Genomic DNA, 22,829 nt, shown 5'->3' on the forward strand with positions numbered 1-22,829 from the left:
TTTGAATGAAAATTCCGTTTCAAATTCCTCACAAAAAAATAGAGAGGCTTCCCTCTCTATTTCTGTCTTAATAATCTCATGCTGTTTAGAATAACGATCAAAGCCGCTCCTGTATCACTTAATACCGCCATCCATAAGGTCAAAAACCCTGGGAAAATTAACAGCAGCGCTGCGAATTTCGTAATCAAGGAGAACCATACGTTCTGTTTAATAATTTTTAATGATCTTCGGCTTAACTTGATGGTATAGGGCAGTTTTTCTAAATTATCAGCCATTAAAACAATATCGGCCGTTTCCATAGCTGTATCTGTACCTGCGCCGCCCATGGCAATGCCGAGATCGGCTGTCGCAAGCGCCGGTGCATCATTAATACCATCTCCGACCATCGCTACACTTTTTCCTTCTGCCTGCAGCTTTTTAACAGCCGTTACTTTTTCTTCAGGCATCAAGTCTGCAAAGTAGCGGTCTACCCCTGCTGAATCGGCAACCTTTTTAGCTGTTCCTTCATTATCACCTGTCAGCATAACCATTTCTTTCAGCCCTGTGCTTTTCAGTTTCTGAATAGAGTCGAGCGTGATCTCTCGAATTGTGTCCGCTACGCCTATCACACCAATAATCTCTGTGCGAGTACCGACGATGACAATGGATCCCCCATCTTTCTGGATGGAATAAATATGATTACGAATTTTACCCAGTGGGATCTCCATCTCTTCGAAAAGTTTAGAGTTTCCGGCAAAGTAGTCAACGCCATCAATAGTGGCTTTCGCGCCTTTTCCTGCAATCGCCTGGTAATTCAAGCCGTCTTTTAAACTGATTTCTCTTTCTTCTGCATAAGCCGTAATCGCTTTAGCAATAGGATGAGTCGAGTGAGCTTCGATGGTATGAGCCATACGGAGGAGCTCGTCAGTCTGTTCGTTCAATGCAAATACTTGAGAAACTCTCGGTTTCCCTTCTGTTAATGTTCCGGTTTTATCAAAAGCCATCGCCTGAACAGCTCCTGCTTTCTCAAGGAAGGTTCCTCCCTTAATTAACACTCCGTTCTTGGCTGCATTTCCAATCGCTGAAACAATCGCTACGGGAGTAGATATGACGAGAGCACATGGACAGGCAACTACCAGCAGAGCAAGACCTTTATATACCCATTCGCCAAAGCTTCCGAAGCCGGCAAGAGGCGGAAGCACCATCACAAGCAGCGCCAGACTGAAAACTATCGGTGTGTACACTCTGGCGAAACGATCCACGAAGGCTTGAGTTGGAGCTTTTTTCTCCTGAGCCTCTTCTACGAGATGAATAATCCCTGCAATCGTTGTATCTTCTACCAGTTTGGTTACGCGGATCTCAAGAGAGCCGTGCTCATTAATCGTTCCCGCAAAAACGGTATCGCCCTCATGTTTATCCACAGGAAGAGACTCTCCCGTAATGGGGGCCTGATTGATGCTTGATGAACCTGCAACGACCTCCCCATCGAGAGGCAGTTTCTCTCCTGGTTTAACGAGAATTCTGTCCTGAATGGAAATACTCTCGACGGGTTTTCTTACCCACTCGTTTCCTACCTTCACAGTAGCTTCAGATGGAGCAAGATTAATGAGACTTCGTATGGAATCTCTTGTTCGCTCAATGGATCTGTTTTGGAGCGTGTTCCCAAGCGCAAACAGCCAGACAACCATCGCACCTTCAAACCACTCACCGATAAGGGCAGCACCTATAGCGGCAGATGCCATTAGAACGTTCATATCTAGAGAGCGGCTTCTGATGGAGTAAAACGCACTTCGAGCCGGCTTGTAGCCTCCGATTACAATGGAACCTGCATAGAGCAGTGTGATCAGCAAAGCAGGAATATTCGTAAAGGAACTTATAAAACCTAAAGCCAGTAAAACCCCGGAAACGGTGGTTCTTATATCCTTGGGTTTCTTCTTAGTTTCATTATCTTCTGTTTTTCTTGAGGTTTCCAGAGAAGCTGTAAAACCTGACTTCCCTACTTCCTGAATGATTTCTTCTGATGAAGTATTATGATCAATCTGCATCTTACCCGTAGAAAAGTTTACACTTACTTCATTCACCCACGGCTGACTGCCCAGATGTTTTTCAATGGTTTTTGCGCAGGAACCACAATCCATCCCTTCAATAAGATAGGTTTGAGTATTCTTTTTATCCTGGACCCTTTCAGCTTCGAAGCCGAGTTTCCGTACAAGGCTGGGAACTTCCTGTAAAGCTTTCTCATCTTTTGCCTCAACCTTTAGCTTCCCTGTTCCATAGTGGACTTCCACGGTTTGAAAACCAGCCTGCTGCCCTAGACTTTTTTCAATGGTGGCGGCGCAGGAAGGACAGTCCATCCCAGAGACGTTAAAAACGGTTACCCCAGAAGAACGCGAAAGGGACGACTTTCCTGTATGTGTTTCCTGGCTCTCGTCATTAGAGGTACTATTGCTGCAGCAGCTGGACGTTTCAAAGTCTGCTTCTTCGTGAGTTGCACCACTTTCTTTACTACAGCATGTTGATGGTTCCTCTAATTGAACAGCTTCATCACCTTCTTTACTACAGCACGTTGCATTTACCGTTGATTGAACTGATTTATCACTTTCTCTACTGCAGCAAGATGTTGGTTCCGTTGCTTTAACAACTGTTTCGCTTTCCTCGTTTACAGGCGAAGTATTCTCTTTCGAACAGCAGCTGCTTTCTTGCTGTTTTTCTATATGACTCATATAGCTGCCTCCATTCTTGTTCATCCGTTACTTTCTTTATTTTTCATGGGCATGTGTCATCGCAATGTTTACAAGCTGATGCACATGTTCATCGGCTAATGAATAAAAGACCAGCTTTCCTTCTTTTCGATATTTTGCTAACCCCATGTTTCGTAGTAAGCGTAAATGGTGCGAAGCGGTAGCATTTGTTGCACGAATAATATTGGCTACATCGCACACACACAATTCTTCTTCTAGCGTTAACGCGTAAGCAATTTTTAACCGCGTTGAATCGGATAAAGCTTTGAATATAAGTTCGACTCCCAGTACATCATCCATTTTAGGCTGGACACGTTCTACGAGCTCTTCATCGTAACAAAACGTATCGCATGTATCTTTCTCCATTTTTTTTACTATTTTTTCACTCACAACTTTCACCTTCATTCTAATAATTGTTTGATTGTTTGTTTATAGTGTATGCTCCATACATCAAAAGAGTCAACCTTTTCATTCAAATAATTGTTTGAATATCTGAACAAAAGGCTTTGTTATAGTTTATTGTTAATTTTTCATAAGAGGCTTATTACACAATAGGGCCGTATAGTTGAAGACTCAGTTTCGAGATATCTTTGGTCCGTTGCTAATATAGAGAGGGGCTGGCTACGGAAACAACTCGCTTTCCTGCGGCCCTACACGAAGTAGGGTCGATCGACGTTGCCACAGGACGTGGCGATCTTAGTCGATCCTCCTTTTACCATAAGCCTCCTCGCTCGTTTCACTCCCTGTGGGGTCTCGCCTAGCTCCTTCTCCCGCGGGAGTCTCGTCGTTTCCTCCGCCATCCTATGATTGAGGAGTGAACGGACCCTTCTATAAGAGAGGTAATCGTTCTGGATCAGCCTTAACCCCTTATATATCAGGGGTTGTACACTTAAATAAGCTAGATACTCTTTTGCTATTCAATTAATTTTAGTAGGCATTTTTGGTGGATTTAGAGTTTCTTATTCGGCCAGGTCCGGAGGGGGACGATGGAGACTCCTGTGGGATGAACATGATCGGTGAGATCCCGCAGGGCTGTTAAGCCCGAGGAAGCTCAGCACATGCCCGCGGAAAGCGAAATCGTCCCCCGGAGGACCTTCCGCTCCTCCAATGTCTCGAAACTGAGTCTTCAACAAACGGGAGCTTTACTTTAATATCAACACGGAATTTTAACAGAGTCTTACGTAAAAAAGCTCAGAGTAAATTTACTCTGAGCTTTTTTAAATTCGTATATTTTAAGACAGCTTTCCTTCAAACGTACTTCTCCAGTCCACTATGTTGAATAGATCCGCCAGTGATTTACAATGTGCTAAACAAACTTCTCTGCGTACCTATTAGTCCGCAACGCATTCGCTCCATCCATAAAACTCAACTGATGAACTTCAGCCACTTCTTTATAGGTTACATAGCCATTCACCACATTCAGCCCTTTTAACAACGCTTCATTTTCAAGACACGCTCGCTCATGGCCCTTATTGGCGATCTGGATAGAGTATGGAATCGTCACATTCGTCAGCGCCATTGTTGAAGTCCGGGGGACGGCTCCCGGCATGTTGCCTACCGCGTAGTGCACCACTCCATGCTTTTTATAAATCGGGTTATCATGCGTGGTTACATGGTCGAATGTCTCGACGATGCCTCCCTGGTCCACAGCTACATCAATAAATACGGACCCCTGCCTCATCGCTTTCACCATCTCCTCTGTAACAAGACGCGGGGCCTTCGCACCTGGAAGCAAAACCGCTCCTATGACCAGATCGGCTTCCCGAACCGCTTCCCTAATGTTTAATGGGTTGGACATTAACGTATTAATCGAAGAACCAAACAGATCATCGAGCTGTCGGAGCCGTTCGGGATTTAAGTCAATCATCGTAACATCGGCCCCTAAGCCGACGGCGATTTTCGCTGCATTTGTACCTACGACACCGCCGCCAATAATTGTCACCTTACCTCTTCTTACTCCCGGAACACTACCCAGCAGAATGCCTTTTCCGCTGCTTGGCTTCTCTAAATACTGAGCGCCTTTTTGCGTCGCCATGCGTCCAGCCACTTCACTCATGGGAGTCAAAAGTGGCAGCGTGCCGTCGGCTAATTGCACCGTCTCATAAGCAATCGCTACGACCTTTTTTTCGCTCAGGGCTCGAGTGAGCTTCTCATCCGCAGCCAGGTGAAAAAAGGTAAATAGAATCATCCCTTTATAAAAGTAGTGATACTCTTCTGCGATTGGTTCTTTTACCTTCATCACCATCTGAGTTTCCCAGGCTTCAACCGCTGTATCCACGATTGTTACACCCACCTGAGTATAATCATGATCCGTAAAACCTGAGCCTTCCCCTGCCCCTTTTTCCAACACAACTTCGTTGCCTTCCTTTATCAGATTCCCAGCCCCAGCTGGGGTCATGGCCACCCGATTTTCATGATTCTTTATTTCTCTTGGAATCCCAACCTTCATCCGTTCTCTCTCCTTCTCTATCTACAACTGATGGAGTGCATCGACCAAGGTGTTGAGCAACAATTGCATGTCTTCTTCCTCAATGGTGAGCGGGGGCGACAGCGTGAGAACATTATTATACCCGGCCACCGTCATCCCGTTCTTACCTATTAAAATGCCTTGATTCTTGCAATAGCCAATCACCTGGTTGACTTTGCTCACTTCGAGCGGCTCCTTCGTCTCTTTATCCTCCACGAGTTCAATTCCTATCAAAAGGCCTTTGCCACGTATATCTCCCACATACTTATGAGCCTCAAGACGGTGACGGAGTTCATTTCTCGCGGCTTCTCCAAGCGCCCTGGATCGGTCGAACAGATTTTCTTTTTCCATAATCTCGATATTCTTAAGCGCAACCGCACAGGCTGCCGGGTGACCGCCGAAGGTATTGATATGACGGAAAAAATCATACGGTTCGCTGCCGCAAAAGGCTTCATAAACCTCTCTTTTAACTGCGGTTGCCGAAAGCGGCAGATAGGCGCTTGTAATTCCTTTAGCCATCGTGATGATATCTGGTTTAACCCCATAATTCATAAATCCAAATGGTTTACCTGTCCGGCCGAACCCGCAGATGACTTCATCCACAATCATAAGGGCGCCGTGCCGTTCACATACAGCTTTTACTTCTTTCATATATTGCTCTGGCGGCACGATAACCCCTCCGCCTGTAATAATCGGTTCCATAATGACCCCGGCGATGGATTCACTATGTTCCCACGTCATCACCCGGTCGATATCCTGCGCTCCCCACTGATCCTTCTCACTGTGATCATTCCGATATTCATCGGGCGGAGCTACGTGCAGGAAACCCGGACCCAGCGGCTCATATTTATACTTTCGCTGAGCCTGCCCCGTCGCAGCGAGCGAGCTGGTAGAGTTTCCATGATACGCCCGGTACCTGGATATAAATTTGGTACGGTAATAATCCCCTTTTTGCTGATGGTACTGCCGAACCATTTTAAAGGCCGCTTCATTCGCTTCCGACCCGCTGTTGGAAAAGAAAATGACATAGTCATCACCTAAGAGTTGATTAATTTTTTCTCCTAATTGAATCGCGGATTCATGACTCTGTGTCATCGGCATATAGGATAATTCTTTCATTTGCTCGAAAGCAGCCTGAGCTAATTCTTCTCTTCCATATCCAATATTGACACACCACAATCCCGACATAGCATCAAGATAACGGTTCCCTTCTACATCCGTAATCCAGGAACCTTTCGCACTTTTGGCTACCATTGTATCCTCAGGTTTATAAGGTTTCATCGAATGCCATACATATTTTTCGTCTTTTGCCAGCAGATCGTTCTTCACATCAGCTTTTGTCAACGGAGGAACCCCCTTGATTTAGAAAATATAAGGTAATATTTTGAATTATCTTAATTATCTAACATATACTAAAAACTTTCATTAGACATTGTGTCAAATGGTTAAAACGATCCTTTCACACAATGACTACACGGCGGATTGAACCGAGTTTCTTCTATTATATAGATGCTTCCACCTTCTCCACTTGGATTTGAGTCCATAAAAAAACACTTATTCCATGTCAGAATAAGTGAACACCCGTCTATAAGTGTGAATAGTAAAAGTCGTTAGCTGTAAATGGTTTTTTGATACTCATTTGCGAGCAGTGCAAACTCAAGGACCTGTCTTTTTTCCGATTCCATGAAGTCGGATCCTAACAATTTTTCCAGTTTCTCAAGCCGGTGATATAAGGTTTGGCGAACCACGAAAACTCTGTCCGCTGTTTCTTTTTTGGACCCGTTGCAGGATAGATAAACCCTTAACGTTTCTAATAAGTTCGCATTGTGCTTCTGATCATATTGAATGATCGGCTCTAAATACTCCTCCACCAGTCCGTTTAAGTTGCTATGTTTATGTACGAGCGAGATCAGCCGATACATGTGCATATCTTCATAAAAATATTTAAAGTGGCCAGCCGGCATTTTATTCTGAATCGACAAGGTTTCCTGAGCAGTTTGAAAACTCTCGTGCAGAAGATTTAGTTCCCTGACAAATTTACCTCCGGCTATTTGAAACGAATCAATGCTGGAATCATTGAGCAGACTGATTTTCTTCAATCGCTCAATTCCTCTTTTAATTCTAATCTTCCAATCTTCTTCCCCTTTTTTATTGAGCAGAATAAAGGTTAATAAATGACGCTTTTCGACGGCAAAAACGAAATATCCATTTTGATCAAAGATGTTATGAATCAGCATATTCAAGTACGCCAGGTCTAAATTGTTATCACGGCCTTCTGCCATTTTTAATTTTACCGTCAGGACGACAGCTCCTGAAACCGGCTGATGGATTTTGTAAAAGGATAAGTGGTCTTTAATCTCTTCAGGACTATGCTCACCTTGCAGCCATTCAAGAAGCCATTCGGTTTCCCTGGCCTTCCGTTTTTCCTCTGTGTAAAGTTCCCGCAATAAATACTGGGCCAAAGCCGTTGCTGTACGATCCAGAAGAAGGGATTCAAATTCGGTGAATTCCCGGCAGCTGGATATTAAGTAAATGGTCGCAAACTCCCGTTCAAATACTTGTACGGTCTGTTTGACCAGTTGTTTCGATGAGGAATTCTGGATACTGGCAAGCATGGATTCCCTCTCTTTTTCTCTAAGAGCAGGAATTGTGACCACCCTGTGATCCTTTGCGATGTAAATTAACTGGCAGTTCACATATTGCTGTAAGTTTTTTAGAATTTCGAAATAGTTATCAATCTTTAATAGGCGCTTATTTAAGCGTTGAGAGTAGTCTTCTAAATTCGTGATTAATTCATACTGCTGATTAATTAAGTGCGCATGAATGTCCTGAGTAATGTCAACGAATGAAACTTCTTCTTCAAAAATAATAATCGGAAAGTCGTGCTTATCAGCAAGCTGGATCGCTTCTTCCGATATGTGATCAATGAAGCTTCCCAGTTCTATGCAGATTCCTGCTACGTTCCGCTGAATCATTTGTTCCAATAAATTCAGAAACAGGCTTTCATCATCTTTCCACCCAAACCCTGTTGCTAATACTAATTCGCCGCCCTTCAAATTGCCTCGGACTTCGATCGTTTCAAACACGTGAACCCACTTTACTTGGCGGTCCATCCCCTTTTGACCAGCTACGACTTTCGCTGAAGCAAAAAGCTTTCGATCCAATATGTTCTCTAGTGATATGCGATACTTCATAGAAATACCCCTCTTCAAACGTACTACAAAGCACCAGAAAAATCTAACTAATTGTGAGAAAATTTAACAAATATAAGAGGATGAGCCTAAGCTCATCCTCTAACAGTCCTTCTATTGAACTTGTTTTTGTCGTTGCTGCTGAACTAAAATAGTAGAAAAGTATTTACGAGAGTCTGGATGAAGTATAAGCAACCGCTCTTTTTTACTTTTTTCCGGATCATTTCCCTTGTACTCAAACTCTACAAATGCCCCGCTCAAATTCTCTGTCACACCTTTAATGGTGTAACCCTTTTCTAATAAAAAGTCTATTTTTTCACGTTCGATTTCAAACTCCTGATAAGTTGACATCATTCTCCTCCTCGTTAAACATCGACTTTAGCCGGGGCTGCTTCTGTTCCTGTTTTCCGGCCAATTTTCTCTTCTGCAAAGCCTTCCCCGATATTCCAGTCACGCCCGACCGTTATGCCCAGGTATTCTTCATCACTAGGGTTTTCAATCTCCGCCTGCGGATGTTTTTTGAAATACCAGTGTTTAGCAAGCACGTAGTAAAGAAGAGCACCGACTCCAAATCCTACAAAGAAGGAATAGGTACTGAACGTGTAAGCGGCGACACTGCCTATTGCCCAGGAAATGACGCCCGCCCAGTTGATGCCGCCATCGTAGCGGTACTGCCCTCCACTTTTATATAAATCGTGGACATTCATTCTCCGTTTTCTCAAAAGGTAATAATCGGCGAAAATAATTCCGACGATCACGGAGAGGATAGCAGCCGCAATAAGCAAGACCGGAATCAGCAGATTGAATACACTCCATGGCTGAATGACTGTGCCAATCAAACCGGCAATAAACACTCCGGCCCAGAAAGGAAGCTTCGGTCCGCCGACATTCGAGAAGATGGTCGCTGCCGGTACGATATTAGCCGATACGTTGGTGGACCACTGGGCCAGTACAATCATTAAGAGCAGAATACCCAGGACGAGTCCGCTGGCCGATTCCTGAAGGGCGACAACCGGGTCAAAGTTCGATACGGCAATATACGAGACTGCGCCAAGAACGACAATGAAGGTCTGTGTCAATGGCAGACCGACCAGGCTTCCAACCAAAGCTCCCTTGTTCCGTTTTACCCAGTTTCTTTCATGCTTGGGCGCTTTAATAAACCGGGAAATGGACGAAATATCGGCCGCAAGTGTTGCCCAGTATCCCATGTTACTCACAACGACAATGACAAAAGCCGTGAAGGCTGCTCCCCCTGTAACAGGGCTCTCAACCCATCCCCATATATCCTTGTTCTGAGCTGAAGCTTCACCGGCCAGATTAAAATACATCCAGATACCGATTAAAATAATGATCGGGGCTGCCAGATCGGCGAATTTCTCTACGGCTTTAATCCCAAGCGCTGTATTAAATAATTGGAATAAGGCAAAAAGGACGTAGCAGACAAACCAGTTGTCAAAGCCTGTTAAGATATTTAAGATTCCATTAATAGCTGTAGAGCCAAAAAACGTGTTGATCCCAAACCACATCGATGCAGCCAGCCCTCTGACTACAGAAGGGAAGTGGGTTCCAAGTGTTCCAAAAGGAGCTCTCATGTAGACGGGAAACGAAATACCGTGTTCAATGCCGATATCTGCGGTCAGTGTAATGGCGAACCCTATCAACAGGGTCCCAAGAAGCGTTCCGAGTACCACCCAGATGAGTGAAATAGATTGGACGCCTGCTCCACCAATGGCAAAGGCGGCTAACACCACAGCCATCCCGATCCACATAAACGTAAATCCAAGGGTGCCGATTTTCTTTTCGTGGTGAGGAATAGGCATAAGGTCCGGAGACTTTAAATGATTATCTTTTTTATCCATAGATATGGAATCCTCCTATTATGATACATGGGAATTGTAAAGCAGCCACCCGGCTTTTCATAGTTGGTTCTATCAAACTTGACAGTTGATTTTTCAAAAGATTATTAAACAATCGGGCTTTATAGTGGTAGACGTTGTTTCGAGACTTTATTGGGAAAATTAGGTCCTGCGGGGAACAAGTCGCTTTCCGGCCCTGCACGACGCAGGGTCGTTCGACGTTGCCACAGGACGTGGCGATCTTAGTCGAACATCCCATGCGGTGAGCTTCCTCAGGCTTTGCGTCTTCGGGATCTCACCTGTCATGTGCATCCCGTAGGAGTCTCTCCGTTCCCCTCCGGACCTTGCTGAAATAAGTAACTCGAAACGATGTCGAAAATCTTTTTGTTTTGTATAGAAACATGAGCTAAATGCTATGAGCTCCTATTTCTCCCATGGGCTTCGTCGATAAGCTCCTGTCACAGATGGATTTAGAAAGACTCAAGTCCACCAGCTGTACTTCTAAAGAAGGGTACGTTCTTCATAACCATATTGGGTTGGTTGGGAAATGATGAGACTCCCGCGGGAGAAGGAGCGAGGCGAGACCCCACAGGGAGTGAAACGACTGAGGAGGCTTGTAAGTTCCCCCGCAGGAAAGCGAGTTATTTCCCAACCAACCCTAGTCGCCTTTTCCATAACGGACCCATTTGTCTTTAAATTGAGTCTTCAAGTACCGGGAGCTTTACTGTAAAATCAACACTGACGTTTAACAGTACCTTATGGTTCAAAAGCCGGGCTGCTTTATTCTTGTTATCCGTAAGGCAGGACTAGTTTTGATACAGTTCTTCCTGGGACTGTTTGAGTTCACCGAATCGGGCACGCTTCAGGTAGTTACCGGATCCGATTTTCCCGACAAACTCCTTATCACGGATGACGAACTCTCCCCGCGAAAGCACGCTGACAGGCTGACCGGTCACTTTTATCCCTTCAAAAGGATTGTAATCAGCGGCCATGTGACTCGTTTCAACCGATATCGTACGCTCGACATTCGGATCAAAGATGACCAGGTCTGCATCGGCTCCCACACTGATCGTTCCTTTCTGAGGGAAAATACCGAATGTCTTCGCAATCCGTGTGGAAGTAATATCCACAAACTGGTTTAGACTGATTCTCCCTTTTTTCACCCCTTCAGAGAACAGCAGGCTGACCCGGTCTTCGATAATCGGACCGCCGTTTGGAATCTTCGTAAAATCGCCTTTCCCTAAATCCTTCTGCCCTTTGAAATCAAAGGAACATTGGTCGGATCCTAATGTCTGCAGTTCACCTGTCTTCAGCGCATTCCATAGCACGTCCTGGTGCTTCTTCTCCCGTAAAGGCGGAGACCATACGTATTTGGCTCCTTCAAAATTTGGTTTTTCTAAGTAGCTTTGGTCGAGCACTAAGTACTGTGGACACGTTTCCCCAATCACCTGATAGCCTTTCTTCCTCGCTTTTGAAATTTCTTCGACCGCGTTTTCACACGAGACATGCACCACGTAAAGCTGTGAGTTCGCGAGTCCGGTTAGTTGAGCAGCACGGCCAGTCGCTTCTCCTTCCGCTTCTGGTGGACGGGTTAAAGCATGATAGATCGGGTCGGTCTGTCCTTTCTCAAGGGCTTTTTTAACTAAGTGATCGATTACATCGCCATTCTCGGCATGCACCATCACGAGAGCGCCGAGTCTTTTCGCTTCTTCCAGTGTGCGGAATAAGGTTTCATCATCGGCCTGAAAGACATTTTTATAAGCCATAAATACTTTAAAAGAGGTAATTCCTTCATCCTCAATGACGCTTGGCAGCTGCTCCAGTACGCTGTCATTCATTTCACTGATCATCAAATGGAAGCTGTAATCAATAACGGATTTATCGCGTGATTTCGCGTGCCATTGATCGATCGAATCCTGAAGCGGCTTCCCTTTATTTGTTAGACAGAAATCAATCACCGTCGTCGTTCCGCCATGGGCTGCAGCAATCGTGCCTGTCTCAAAATCATCCTTACTCACCGTGCCGCCGAACGGCATTTCTAAATGGGTATGAGGATCCACCCCTCCTGGAAAGACATAGTTGCCTTTCGCATCGATAATCTCAGCTGAAGAATCCGACAGATCCTGTCCAATCAATACAATTTTTTCATTTTCGACCATAATATCCGCTTTATACGTATCGGCTGCTGTGACAATGATTCCATTCTTAATAATTTTCTTCATCATAACCCTCCACACTATTTATGTTTATTTGATCAAATCCACTTCACAGGATGAGGCTGCGCCAATCGCTGCCTGTCTTTCATTCCATGTCATCGGCGGTTTACCATTCGCATAGTCCACCATATCGATTGCCCCATCAACCGGACAGACGATAGAACATAAGTTACAGCCGACACAATCTTCCTCACGCACCCTCAGAATATCGTTGCCATCCTCATCTTTCAGCATGTCGATACACTGGTGGGAAGTGTCTTCACAGGCGATATGGCACTTATTACAGTTGATGCACACATCATTATTGATTTTGGCAACAATCTGGTGGTTCAAGTCCAAGTTGCCCCAGTCCGAATACTTTTCTACGGATTTACCTACAAGATCCATGACCGAATCGATACCTTTTTCATCCAGATAGTTGTTTAACCCGTCTTTCATATCCTCGACGATACTAAAACCGTGGTGCATCGCGGCTGTGCAAACCTGTACGCCTGTCGCTCCCATCAGCATAAACTCGACGGCTTCCCGCCAGCTTGAAACCCCGCCCATCCCGGAAATCGGAACATTAATTTTCGGATGACGCGCACATTCCGCTACCATATTAAGCGCAATCGGCTTCACGGCCGGACCACAGTAGCCGCCATGGGCGCCTTTCCCAGCTACGTTTGGAATCGTATCCCACGTATCAATATCCACTCCGGCAAGACTGTTAATGGTGTTGATCATACTGACCGCATCAGCCCCGCCATTTACGGCCGCCTGTGCTGTAAAGGTAATGTCCGTAATATTCGGGGTAAGCTTGACGATGACCGGTGTTTCAGCCACTTCTTTCGCCCACATCGTTTGTTTTTCCACGAGCTCCGGCACCTGACCGGATGCAGCACCCATCCCCCGTTCTGCCATACCATGCGGACATCCGAAGTTCAGCTCCAGGCCGTCCACGCCGACTTCCTCCACACGCTTCACGATTTCATGCCATTTTTCCTGGGTAGGTTCGACCATTAGAGAAGCAATGATCGCATGATTGGGAAACCTCTTTTTCGTTTCATAGATTTCTCGTAAATTCACTTCCAGCGGTCGATCGGTAATCAGTTCAATATTGTTGAACCCAGCTACTTTTTGACCATTAAAACCGACGGCGGCGAAGCGTGAAGTAACGTTCAGGATTGGTTCCCCTAACGTTTTCCAAACGGCTCCACCCCACCCGGCTTCGAATGCACGCTGCACCTGGTACCCAGAGTTGGTTGGAGGTGCCGAAGCCAGCCAAAAGGGATTGGGAGATTTTATTCCTGCAAGATTTAAACTCAAATCAGCCATATCATTACGCCTCCTGAAATAGTAGTTTTACATCGCGGCTGTGGGTGCGGGAGCTAACTGTTTATGAATGGCCATGGCGACTACTTTACCCTGCTGGGCGGCTGTCACTACCATGGCTTCCCCTTGTCCTTTTGCAAAAATTACGTCTCCTGCAGCGAAAACCTTAGCGTGGGACGTTTGCAGGGATTCAGGGTCCACTTTGACGACACCGCCTTCATGATCCAGACCGAAGTCCTCAATTAAATCGGAATAGCGTGTCTGTCCGATCGCTTTAATCACGGCATCGGCTTCCATGACAAATTCAGAACCTTCCACCGGGGCCGGTCTTCTCCGTCCATCCGCGTCCGGTTCGCCCAGCGCCATCTTCACACATTTCAGGTGCGTCACCTGATTCGTTTCATCCCCAATGATTTCGATTGGCTGGGTAAGCCAGTTGAATTCCACATTATCCTGTTTGGCAAAATCGTATTCAAAGTCATAAGCGGTCATTTCTTTCACGGTACGGCGGTACACAATTTTCACATCTGCCGCCCCTTTTCGAGCTGCACAGCTTGCCGCATCAATAGCCGTGTTGCCTGCACCGATAACAACTACGTTTTTACCGAGCAGTTCCTCAGTGAGAGGTCCTGATTTCGTACTCTTAACAAACTCAATCGCATCATGCACACCCTGCAGTTCTTCCCCTTCAATTCCAAGCATCGGGACATTCCCCATACCTATAGTCAGGACAATCGAATCATATTGCTCGGATAATTCTTGAAAAGTAATATCGGTTCCGACTCTAGTGTTTGTCCGGATTTCAACGTCCATTTGTCGGACCTGATCAACTTCCCAGCGGGAAATATCCTGCGGCAGCCGGAATGACACGATGCCGTACGTATCCAGCCCTCCAGCCTCAGCCTCTGCTTCAAAAATCGTTACCTCATAGCCGAACCGGGCAAGTTCGCGGGCTGCCGATAAACCAGCTGGTCCTCCTCCCACAACGGCCACTTTCATGCCATTCTTTTCTCCAGGTTTGAATAACAGTTGTTCGTTCTTGATGGCCCAGTCGGTCGCAAACCGCTGCAGATCACCAATCAAAATGGGTTGCGTGGAATGATTTAATACACACGCTCCTTCACAAAGCTCCTCGGTCGGGCAGACGCGGGCACACGTAGCACCGACAGGATTCGAAGACATGATCGTCGTGGCCGATCCCTTTAGATTTCCAGAAGCAATCTTTTTAATAAACTTCGGAATATCAATGCTTGTCGGACAAGCCTTAATACAGGGAGCATCATAGCAGTACAAGCAGCGGTTAGCTTCTTCTATCGCTTCCTGATTGTTAAGCCCTTCGTGTACTTCCTCGAAGTTTAATTTCAAGTTCTCTAGAGATATCCCTTTGCTTTTTAACTGAGTCAATGCAATGAACCTCCTTTAATAGATACTTGCCAGCTGATTTAGATGCATGGCTATACAAAAGAAGTCCTACATAGGGAAAAGTAATCTATTTTCCTTTGCTCTATGAAGAACTTCTTCTAGGATTCTGGAATTCTCTGTTACGGCAGAAGCTGACCCATCTTCTCGTACGTCTCTGGACGACGATCCCGGTAAAACTGCCACGTATCTCGGACTTCCCGAATAAACTTCTTATTCATTTCACCAATGATGACTTCATCCTGGTCCCGGCTGCCGGTTGCCACAAACTCTCCTCTCGGATCCACAAGGTAGGACTGGCCATAAAATTCACCCATATTCCAAGGACCTTCATAACCAACACGGTTAATAGCTCCTAAATAATAACCATTTGCGACCGCATGAGCCGGCTGCTCAAGCTTCCATAAATATTCGGACAGACCAGCTACAGTAGCTGACGGATTAAAAACGACCTCCGCCCCGTTTAATCCAAGCACTCGTGCCCCTTCAGGGAAATGACGATCGTAGCAAATATAAACGCCGACTTTAGCAAATGCTGTATCAAATACGGGATACCCCAGGTTTCCAGGCTTGAAGTAATACTTCTCCCAGAATCCATATCCCTTGTCCCCTACACCCACCTGAGGAATGTGATGTTTGCGGTATTTACCTAGATACGATCCATCAGCATCGATGACAGCTGCTGTATTATAATACGTCGCAATTCCTTCTCTTTCATAGATAGGAAGGACAATGACGACACCTAATTCTTTGGCAAGTTCCTGAAACCGGAGTGTTGTCGGACCATTTGGAATTTCTTCTGCTGCATCGTACCACTTTGAGTTTTGTTCCGAGCAAAAATAGGGGCCATAGAAAATTTCCTGCAGACATATGATTTGCGCCCCTTTTTCGGCTGCCTCACGGACCAGTTTTATATGCTTTTCTATGGATTCCTGTTTGTGTACTTCGACAGGTTCATTTCCATCAACATCGTGAGAAGCTTGAATTAACCCAATTTGGACTTTATCGGACACGTAAATTCCTCCTTATGTAATAGGATCCCTTATTTTTTAAAATGGCTTTCACCTGTGTAAAATCTTCATCGTTACGATCCTTACTGATTCACCTCCTCCTATTTATTTTGAATTTTCTATATTAGCTGAATATTTTGTAATTTATATATACTTTACCGTAAGTTTATCAATTTGCCATTATACATACTGTAAAATGTTAATTTGGAACGACTATGCGTTTTGTAAAAATAAAGGGGTGGGAAAAATGCACGTAAGGATCTGTTTAAAGGAAGGATTAATTAAGAAAAACAAAATAAATTGAAAAAAGCGGAAGTCTTTACGCCTTCCGCTTTTTCAGTCCATTAATACCAGCGTTGAGTCAGCATTTTCCGCTTCGTATAAAAATTCAACCCGTCTTTTCCGTTGGCATGAAGATCTCCATAGAATGATTTCTTGTTACCAGAGAAAGGAAAGAAAGCCATTGGGGCAGGAACATTTACATTGACGCCGAGCATGCCCGCATCCATCTCTTCTCTGAACTGCTGCACAGCCTTGCCGCTTGAGGTATAGATGACAGCGCCATTCGCAAATTCAGATTTATTGGCCGTCTCGATGGCTTCATCTAAGGTATCGGCGCGTACGATACTTAGAACTGGTGCGAAGATTTCGTCTTTCCAAATTTTCATATCTTCGGTCACATAGTCGAAAATCGTCGCCCCTAAGAAATAGCCCGATTCATTTTCCCGGAGTTCTACCCGCCCGTCACGAACAAGCTTCGCGTTTTCTTCTTCTCCGGATTCAATATAACCGAGCACCCGGTCTCTGTGGGACTCACGGATTAACGGACCTAAGTTCGTTTCTTCCGCTAGCCCATCTCCTACGTTCAACTGATCAGCAGCCTCTTTCAGTTTGGCAACCAGTGAATCAGCAACCTCGCCGACCGCTACCACTACGGAACACGCCATACAGCGTTCCCCCGCGCTCCCGAAAGCTGCATTCACAATTCCTTCGACAGACTTATCGAGGTTGCAGTCCGGCAATACGATGGAGTGATTTTTGGCACCGGCAAGTGCCTGCACACGTTTTCCATGGTTCGCAGCCGTTTTATATACGTATTCCGCAACGGGCTGAGATCCGACAAAAGATATCGCATCAATCTCTTCATGCTCAAGCAGACCATTCACGACATCATGAGCCCCATTCACCAGATTCAGTACTCCTTTTGGCAATCCAGCTTCATGCATGAGCTCGACTAGCATTTTCGCAAGAATCGGTGTCCGCTCGGAAGGCTTCAGGACAAAGGTGTTGCCGCACACCAGCGCCAGTGGGAACATCCATAAAGGAACCATCATTGGGAAATTAAAAGGGGTGATTCCTCCTACTACGCCGACTGGATAACGGTACATTCCGGAATCAATACCTTCCGCGATATCCGGCAGCACATCCCCCATCATTAAACTCGGCGCTCCGGCAGCGAATTCTACACACTCGATTCCCCGTTGGACTTCGCCCGTGGCATCTTTTTTCGTTTTTCCGTTCTCCTGGGTCAGCACTTTGGCTAACTCATCACGATTTTCCGTGAGAAGCTGCTGGTATTTGAACATAATACGAGCTCGTTTAGGAACAGGCGTCTTCTTCCAATCTTTAAATGCCTGTCTTGCCGATTGTACAGCTTTATTTACGTCCTCTTTCGATGAAATAGGAACACTTGCGATGATCTCTCCTGTAGCGGGATTGGGCACATTCTCCACTTGCCCACTTTCAGACGAAACCCATTCTCCATTAATAAAATTCTGAATGACCACCTGATTCGACTTCGAGAAAGTTGTCTCCATCTTTTCACCTCAATTGGTAGATTCTGTTCTTTTTTGCTCAGATTCATTATAAATTCAGAAAATTCCAACATCAATGGACGAAGTGTAAAATGAATATCTCATCTAATTGACACTATGACGGTCTCTGTGGAATTGGGAGGGAATGAAAAAGCAGGAAGCTTTACATAATAGAGCATACAAAAAACCGTCCAACTATCGATTGGACGGTTTTTATTAAAATTTTTCGGAAGACTCGACTTCGATGCTTTTCAGAAAAAAATGGTAGATGAGATCCCTATCGATTAAATGCGTGAATTAGGCATGATCTACCTCAATATTGGGCCATGCTTTACATCATTCGGGCCGTCAGATTCCGATCCTCGCCCAACCTTCACATTTAAAAGCACCGTATATAAGATTTAGATAAACAATAGTAAACTCAATGCCATAACCGCCATACCGGCGACCACGCCATAGATGGATAAATGAGCTTCGCCATAACGACGGGAGGCTGGGAGCAGTTCATCAAGTGAAATAAATACCATGATTCCGGCAACTCCGGCGAATAAGATTCCGAACATTACATCATTCAAGAATGGCATCAGAACTAAATACGCAAGTATAGCGCCGACCGGTTCGGACAGTCCACTAAGAAAAGAAAGCTTGAAGGCTTTTTTCTTATCCCCTGTGGCAAAATAGACCGGTACGGAAACAGCGATTCCTTCTGGGATGTTATGAATGGCGATCGCCGCTGCAATCGCGATACCGAGGCTGGGGTCGTTCAGCGCCGCTGTGAAAGTGGCGATCCCTTCTGGAAAGTTATGAATCGCAATCGCCAGTGCTGTGAACGTCCCCATTTTTAATAAATGAGATTGATCGACAGCTGGCTCAGAAGCTGACATATCTTCCACTTTTTTCACTTCATGCGGATTTCCTGCTTTTGGAATCAATCGATCAATAACAGCAATGACGACCATTCCACCGAAGAAACCGGCGACGGTAATCCACTTACCAGGTACTTCCCCCATAGCATTTACCAGTGAATCCTGTGCCTTGAAAAAGATTTCCACCATCGATACGTAAATCATGACTCCTGCTGAGAATCCAAGTGCCAATGAAAGAAATCTAGTATTTGTCGTTTTTGTAAAGAACGCTAGTACGCTTCCGATCCCTGTGGCTAACCCGGCAAGCAGCGTTAAACCAAAGGCTAATAATAAATTTTCCATTTGTCTCTCCCTTTCTTCTCTGTCTAATCTAGAATCATTGTAAATCAAGTTTTTCCTTAATGCAACTTTTTTAGCTGTAGTAATATTTTATGTGCCTATTTAAAAAATGATACTGGAAATATATATCTTCTGAGTTACCCTATTCGCCTATCCAGAACTAGTTCCATAAAATGAAAAAAGCACAGCCCGAGGGAGGACTGTGCTTCGCTTTTATTCATGTTTGCCTCTCGTTTTAAATGACTAATGCAGTTGTTTGATCCTCTTTTAGCATTTATCGGCAGAAGCCTCCCTCTTCAAGCACTGTGTCGAAGACCGGCGGTAAGGGGGAGATGAATGCCTTCGCCTTCAGGCGAAGGTTTTCGTTTTCTATTCTTAAGGCTATATGCTATACTAAAACGAGAACGTAAGTTCCTGTGTGGAGGTGGAAATGGTGACGCACAAAGCTTATAAATTTCGCATTTATCCTAGTAAAGAACAAACAACGTTAATTGCTAAATCCATCGGATGTTCACGGTTTGTGTTTAATCATTTCCTCTCCGAGTGGAACAATGCTTACAAACGTTCTGGTAAAGGTTTGTCTTATGCAAAATGCAATAAACAACTGACACAAATCAAACAAGATTTCCAATGGTTAAAAGAAGTTGATAGTACAGCTCTGCAAAATTCGTTGAGGAATCTTGCAGATTCTTTCGATCGTTTTTTTAAGAAACTTAACAATAGACCGAAGTTCAAGTCTAAAAAGAATAGAAAGCAATCTTATACCGCTCAATACAACAAAGGCAATATCAGAATAGTCGGTAATAAAGTGAAGCTACCAAAGGTAGGCTGGGTGCTGTTTGCTAAGAGTCGTGAAGTAGAAGGGCGTATTTTAAGCGCAACTGTTAGGCGGAATCCTTCAGGTAAACATTTTGTTTCTATTCTTGTTGATACAAAAGTCGAGAGACTTCCTAAAACCAACTCCTCTGTGGGTATTGATCTCGGATTGAAAGACTTCGCTGTTCTCTCGAATGGCACCACCTATGAAAACCCACGATACCTACGTAAGACCGAAAAGAAACTAGCAAAAGCTCAACGTATCCTTTCCCGAAGGGAAAAGGGATCTTCGAATTGGCATAAGCAACGGATTAAAGTAGCCAGACTCCATGAAAAGATTACGAACTCTCGCAAAGATTATCTGCATAAGATTTCTACCGAAATCATCAAAAACCACGATGTGATTGGGGTAGAAAATCTCCAAATTTCCAATATGCTCAAAAACCGAAAACGATCCAAATCGATTAGTGATGTGAGCTGGTCGATGTTCACTACTATGCTCGAATACAAAGCAGAATGGTACGGAAAACAATTGATACCCGTATCGAAAATTTTTGCGAGTTCGCAACTGTGTTCCTATTGTGGATACCAAAACGGTGAGGTGAAGAATCTCGCTGTTCGAACGTGGGATTGCCCGAAGTGTGGCAGCCACCACAACCGCGATCTAAATGCGAGCTTCAATATATTGAAGGAGATTCAAAGGATCCTTCCAACCGTCGGTGCGACGGGGCTAGCCTAATCATTTGAACGAACCGTTAGGTTTGTGCTCTTAGGAATCCCCCTACTTCAAGGAGCGTCAGCGAGTAAGTGGGGGTAGTTCAATGGACTAATCAAGGGTATTAATACAGTCTTTTTTCCCAACGATTAAGTCACTTGAAGTGAACCATCAGCCAATGTCTAGGTGTAAGGGGTCCTACTTTATTTACATAACTAAATTATAGTAAATAATATTACCTTAAGATTTGTACTGAAACTTCACTTCCACCCGCGCAGATGTCTTTAGTTCTCCCGGTGCAATCGGAACAGCACCGCTGCTTACCATTTCGGCCTGAGCAAACGACCGGGACGCCGCCCTTCCTCCATCTTTTTCAATGATTTGAATTGGAGTTTGATCAAGCTTAAGATTCATCGTGTTAGCAATTGTCTGAGCACTTGCCAAAGCGTGCCCCAGAGCGATTTGTAACGTTTTTTGATAAGCAGCTTGAGGACGCTTAAGGGTGAACTGGATACTGGCTATCCGGTTTGCACCATTCGATACAGCCGTATCAATGACATAACCGGTTTGCTCGACGTCTTCGATTGTCACAGCAAGGATATGTGTCACTTCATATCCTCTGAATACCTGCTTTCCATCAACAAAATCATACTGAGGCGATACGGAATACTCAGAGGTCTGGATATTCTCCTGCGGGATCCCTGCTTGAACCAGCGCATCGGTGATTTGCTGGATGGTGGAACTGTTCAATGATTGAGCTTTGCGAATGTCCGTATCCTGATTAACGAACCCTATTTGAGCACTGGCTGTGTCCGGCCGGGTAAGTACGTAGCCTTCGCCGTGGACCGTAATTGTACGCCGCCCTTCCTGAGTATCCCGCATCAGCCCCTGGTAAGAAAGACTATTCATGTTAGGAGGCCACCTTTCCTTAAGGTCATCTACTATTATTTCATGTGTGCACCTGTGAAAATATTCCCTGTGTAAAAATAATCGTGAGAAGAGCACGGCCGTGGGAACGGGGTGCTGCATAGAATAAAAGTATCTCAAAAGCGAGAGGAGTGTTTTTTATGAGTAACCGGCCCAACAACGATCAGCCAAAAAGAAAACCATCACGTACTTCCTGTTGCGGAAAGAAAAGAAGAGGCACATCCAAATAGCATGACTAAGAGTCGCAACGGTGAGATGCGGCTCTTCCATTTGAATCACGAAGCAACAATTCTTGTTACATAAATGTAATACAAATGTCTTACAAAATACCTTGTATATACATCTATTTGATTGCTATACTTCGTACAGTCAAACTTTTGGAAGGGGATAATCGTCATGAAGAAATCCTGGATTCTACTTTTCTCTGTTGCTTTTTACACCTTAGGAATCTTAAGTTTCAGCCCTAATTCCCAATCAACGATTGCTGCCGAAGAACTGGACAAGCCAGCCGAAACAGCGCAGGAAGTTAACAAAAAATCATCTGAACTTGATACAAAATCGACAACTCATAAACGATTTGAAAAAGAAGACAAGAAACCCTCAGCCTCAAAAGATAAAGAAGAAAAATCTGAAACAGAAGTTAAACGCACGGTAACCGTAGAGGCTACTGCTTATACAGCTTTTTGTGACGGATGCAGCGGCAAAACGTCTACAGGAATTGATCTCCGTGCCAATCCTGACAAAAAAGTAATTGCCGTAGATCCCGATGTGATTCCGCTGGGTTCTAAAGTGAGAGTACCTGGTTACGGGGTGGCCGTTGCCGGCGATATCGGTGCTGACATCGAAGGCCGCCGCATCGATGTCTTCCTGCCAGAAAAAGACGAAGCGTTTGACTTTGGACGCCGCGACGTTCAGGTCGAAATTATTCAATCTTAATTAATAGCTCTTTAAAAGCTTATAATGGATAAGTAACAACCCCCTGGTTTTCTAACCAGGGGGTTGTGTTAGGTTCAACTTAAGACCAAGTAAAGCTCGTCCACGTTAATATAATTTATGCTGGTAACTTTCCCTGCTTCATTCGTTTGTGCCTGGCCTCGAACTTCCATCGTTTTACTTTCTCCGCTTTTTTTATTCATATAGGACACTTCCATCGAAAATT

At 44.8% G+C, this 22,829-nt stretch carries 17 protein-coding genes; 2 read left to right on the forward strand and 15 right to left on the reverse strand.

Annotation, left to right across the window (positions count from 1 at the left end):
* Nucleotides 1–56: 56 nt before the first annotated feature.
* From ACTWP7_RS07350 to zupT, 13 genes are all read right to left on the reverse strand, one after another.
* Nucleotides 57–2,702 (reverse strand): heavy metal translocating P-type ATPase, encoded by a 2,646-nt coding sequence (locus ACTWP7_RS07350; RefSeq protein ID WP_443122622.1) that lies wholly within the window; start codon nucleotides 2,700–2,702, stop codon nucleotides 57–59.
* Between the two features lie 36 nt (nucleotides 2,703–2,738).
* Entirely contained in the window at nucleotides 2,739–3,125 is a 387-nt protein-coding gene (locus ACTWP7_RS07355) for an ArsR/SmtB family transcription factor (protein WP_443122623.1), read from the reverse strand.
* Nucleotides 3,126–4,026: 901 nt separating this feature from the next.
* Nucleotides 4,027–5,169: an alanine dehydrogenase gene (gene ald, locus ACTWP7_RS07360; RefSeq protein WP_443122624.1), complete on the reverse strand. Its 1,143-nt coding sequence runs from the start codon at nucleotides 5,167–5,169 to the stop codon at nucleotides 4,027–4,029.
* A 21-nt stretch (nucleotides 5,170–5,190) separates the two neighbouring features.
* A complete protein-coding gene (locus tag ACTWP7_RS07365) occupies nucleotides 5,191–6,531 on the reverse strand; it encodes an aspartate aminotransferase family protein (RefSeq protein ID WP_443122625.1) in 1,341 nt (446 codons plus the stop codon).
* A 266-nt stretch (nucleotides 6,532–6,797) separates the two neighbouring features.
* Nucleotides 6,798–8,381 carry a PucR family transcriptional regulator gene (locus tag ACTWP7_RS07370; RefSeq protein WP_443122626.1) on the reverse strand — a complete coding sequence of 528 codons (1,584 nt, stop codon included), beginning with the start codon at nucleotides 8,379–8,381 and terminating at the stop codon, nucleotides 6,798–6,800.
* 111 nt (nucleotides 8,382–8,492) lie between these two features.
* On the reverse strand, nucleotides 8,493–8,729 hold the full coding sequence (locus ACTWP7_RS07375) for a hypothetical protein (protein ID WP_443122627.1): 237 nt from the start codon (nucleotides 8,727–8,729) through the stop codon (nucleotides 8,493–8,495).
* A gap of 14 nt (nucleotides 8,730–8,743) precedes the next feature.
* Complete coding sequence (locus ACTWP7_RS07380; RefSeq protein ID WP_443122628.1) at nucleotides 8,744–10,237, reverse strand: NCS1 family transporter; 1,494 nt, start codon at nucleotides 10,235–10,237, stop codon at nucleotides 8,744–8,746.
* A gap of 803 nt (nucleotides 10,238–11,040) precedes the next feature.
* Nucleotides 11,041–12,456 (reverse strand): dihydropyrimidinase, encoded by a 1,416-nt coding sequence (gene hydA / locus ACTWP7_RS07385; RefSeq protein ID WP_014642890.1) that lies wholly within the window; start codon nucleotides 12,454–12,456, stop codon nucleotides 11,041–11,043.
* A gap of 24 nt (nucleotides 12,457–12,480) precedes the next feature.
* A complete protein-coding gene (gene preA / locus ACTWP7_RS07390) occupies nucleotides 12,481–13,767 on the reverse strand; it encodes an NAD-dependent dihydropyrimidine dehydrogenase subunit PreA (protein ID WP_422166668.1) in 1,287 nt (428 codons plus the stop codon).
* A gap of 27 nt (nucleotides 13,768–13,794) precedes the next feature.
* Nucleotides 13,795–15,168, reverse strand: a complete 1,374-nt coding sequence (locus tag ACTWP7_RS07395; RefSeq protein WP_443122629.1) for an NAD(P)-dependent oxidoreductase — start codon at nucleotides 15,166–15,168, stop codon at nucleotides 13,795–13,797.
* Between the two features lie 137 nt (nucleotides 15,169–15,305).
* The gene (locus ACTWP7_RS07400; RefSeq protein ID WP_443122630.1) at nucleotides 15,306–16,196 is read right to left on the reverse strand and encodes a nitrilase-related carbon-nitrogen hydrolase; all 891 of its coding nucleotides are present in this window, start codon (nucleotides 16,194–16,196) and stop codon (nucleotides 15,306–15,308) included.
* A gap of 341 nt (nucleotides 16,197–16,537) precedes the next feature.
* The gene (locus ACTWP7_RS07405) at nucleotides 16,538–18,010 is read right to left on the reverse strand and encodes a CoA-acylating methylmalonate-semialdehyde dehydrogenase (protein WP_443122631.1); all 1,473 of its coding nucleotides are present in this window, start codon (nucleotides 18,008–18,010) and stop codon (nucleotides 16,538–16,540) included.
* Nucleotides 18,011–18,408: 398 nt separating this feature from the next.
* Nucleotides 18,409–19,215 carry a zinc transporter ZupT gene (gene zupT / locus ACTWP7_RS07410; RefSeq protein ID WP_443122632.1) on the reverse strand — a complete coding sequence of 269 codons (807 nt, stop codon included), beginning with the start codon at nucleotides 19,213–19,215 and terminating at the stop codon, nucleotides 18,409–18,411.
* 427 nt (nucleotides 19,216–19,642) lie between these two features.
* On the opposite strand from zupT, the gene tnpB reads away from it, so the two are divergent.
* Nucleotides 19,643–20,767 (forward strand): IS200/IS605 family element RNA-guided endonuclease TnpB, encoded by a 1,125-nt coding sequence (gene tnpB / locus ACTWP7_RS07415; RefSeq protein WP_443122633.1) that lies wholly within the window; start codon nucleotides 19,643–19,645, stop codon nucleotides 20,765–20,767.
* Between the two features lie 216 nt (nucleotides 20,768–20,983).
* Here tnpB and ACTWP7_RS07420 read toward each other — a convergent pair whose 3' ends face one another.
* Nucleotides 20,984–21,652 (reverse strand): SIMPL domain-containing protein, encoded by a 669-nt coding sequence (locus tag ACTWP7_RS07420; RefSeq protein ID WP_443122634.1) that lies wholly within the window; start codon nucleotides 21,650–21,652, stop codon nucleotides 20,984–20,986.
* A gap of 414 nt (nucleotides 21,653–22,066) precedes the next feature.
* Between ACTWP7_RS07420 and ACTWP7_RS07425 the strand changes: the two genes are divergently transcribed.
* Nucleotides 22,067–22,606, forward strand: a complete 540-nt coding sequence (locus tag ACTWP7_RS07425) for a 3D domain-containing protein (protein ID WP_443122635.1) — start codon at nucleotides 22,067–22,069, stop codon at nucleotides 22,604–22,606.
* Between the two features lie 74 nt (nucleotides 22,607–22,680).
* Here ACTWP7_RS07425 and ACTWP7_RS07430 read toward each other — a convergent pair whose 3' ends face one another.
* Complete coding sequence (locus ACTWP7_RS07430; RefSeq protein ID WP_443122636.1) at nucleotides 22,681–22,806, reverse strand: hypothetical protein; 126 nt, start codon at nucleotides 22,804–22,806, stop codon at nucleotides 22,681–22,683.
* Between the last annotated feature and the right edge of the window lie 23 nt (nucleotides 22,807–22,829).

Origin of the sequence: Halobacillus sp. B29 (assembly GCF_052246755.1) — a bacterium.
GTDB lineage: Bacteria > Bacillota > Bacilli > Bacillales > Halobacillaceae > Halobacillus > Halobacillus halophilus.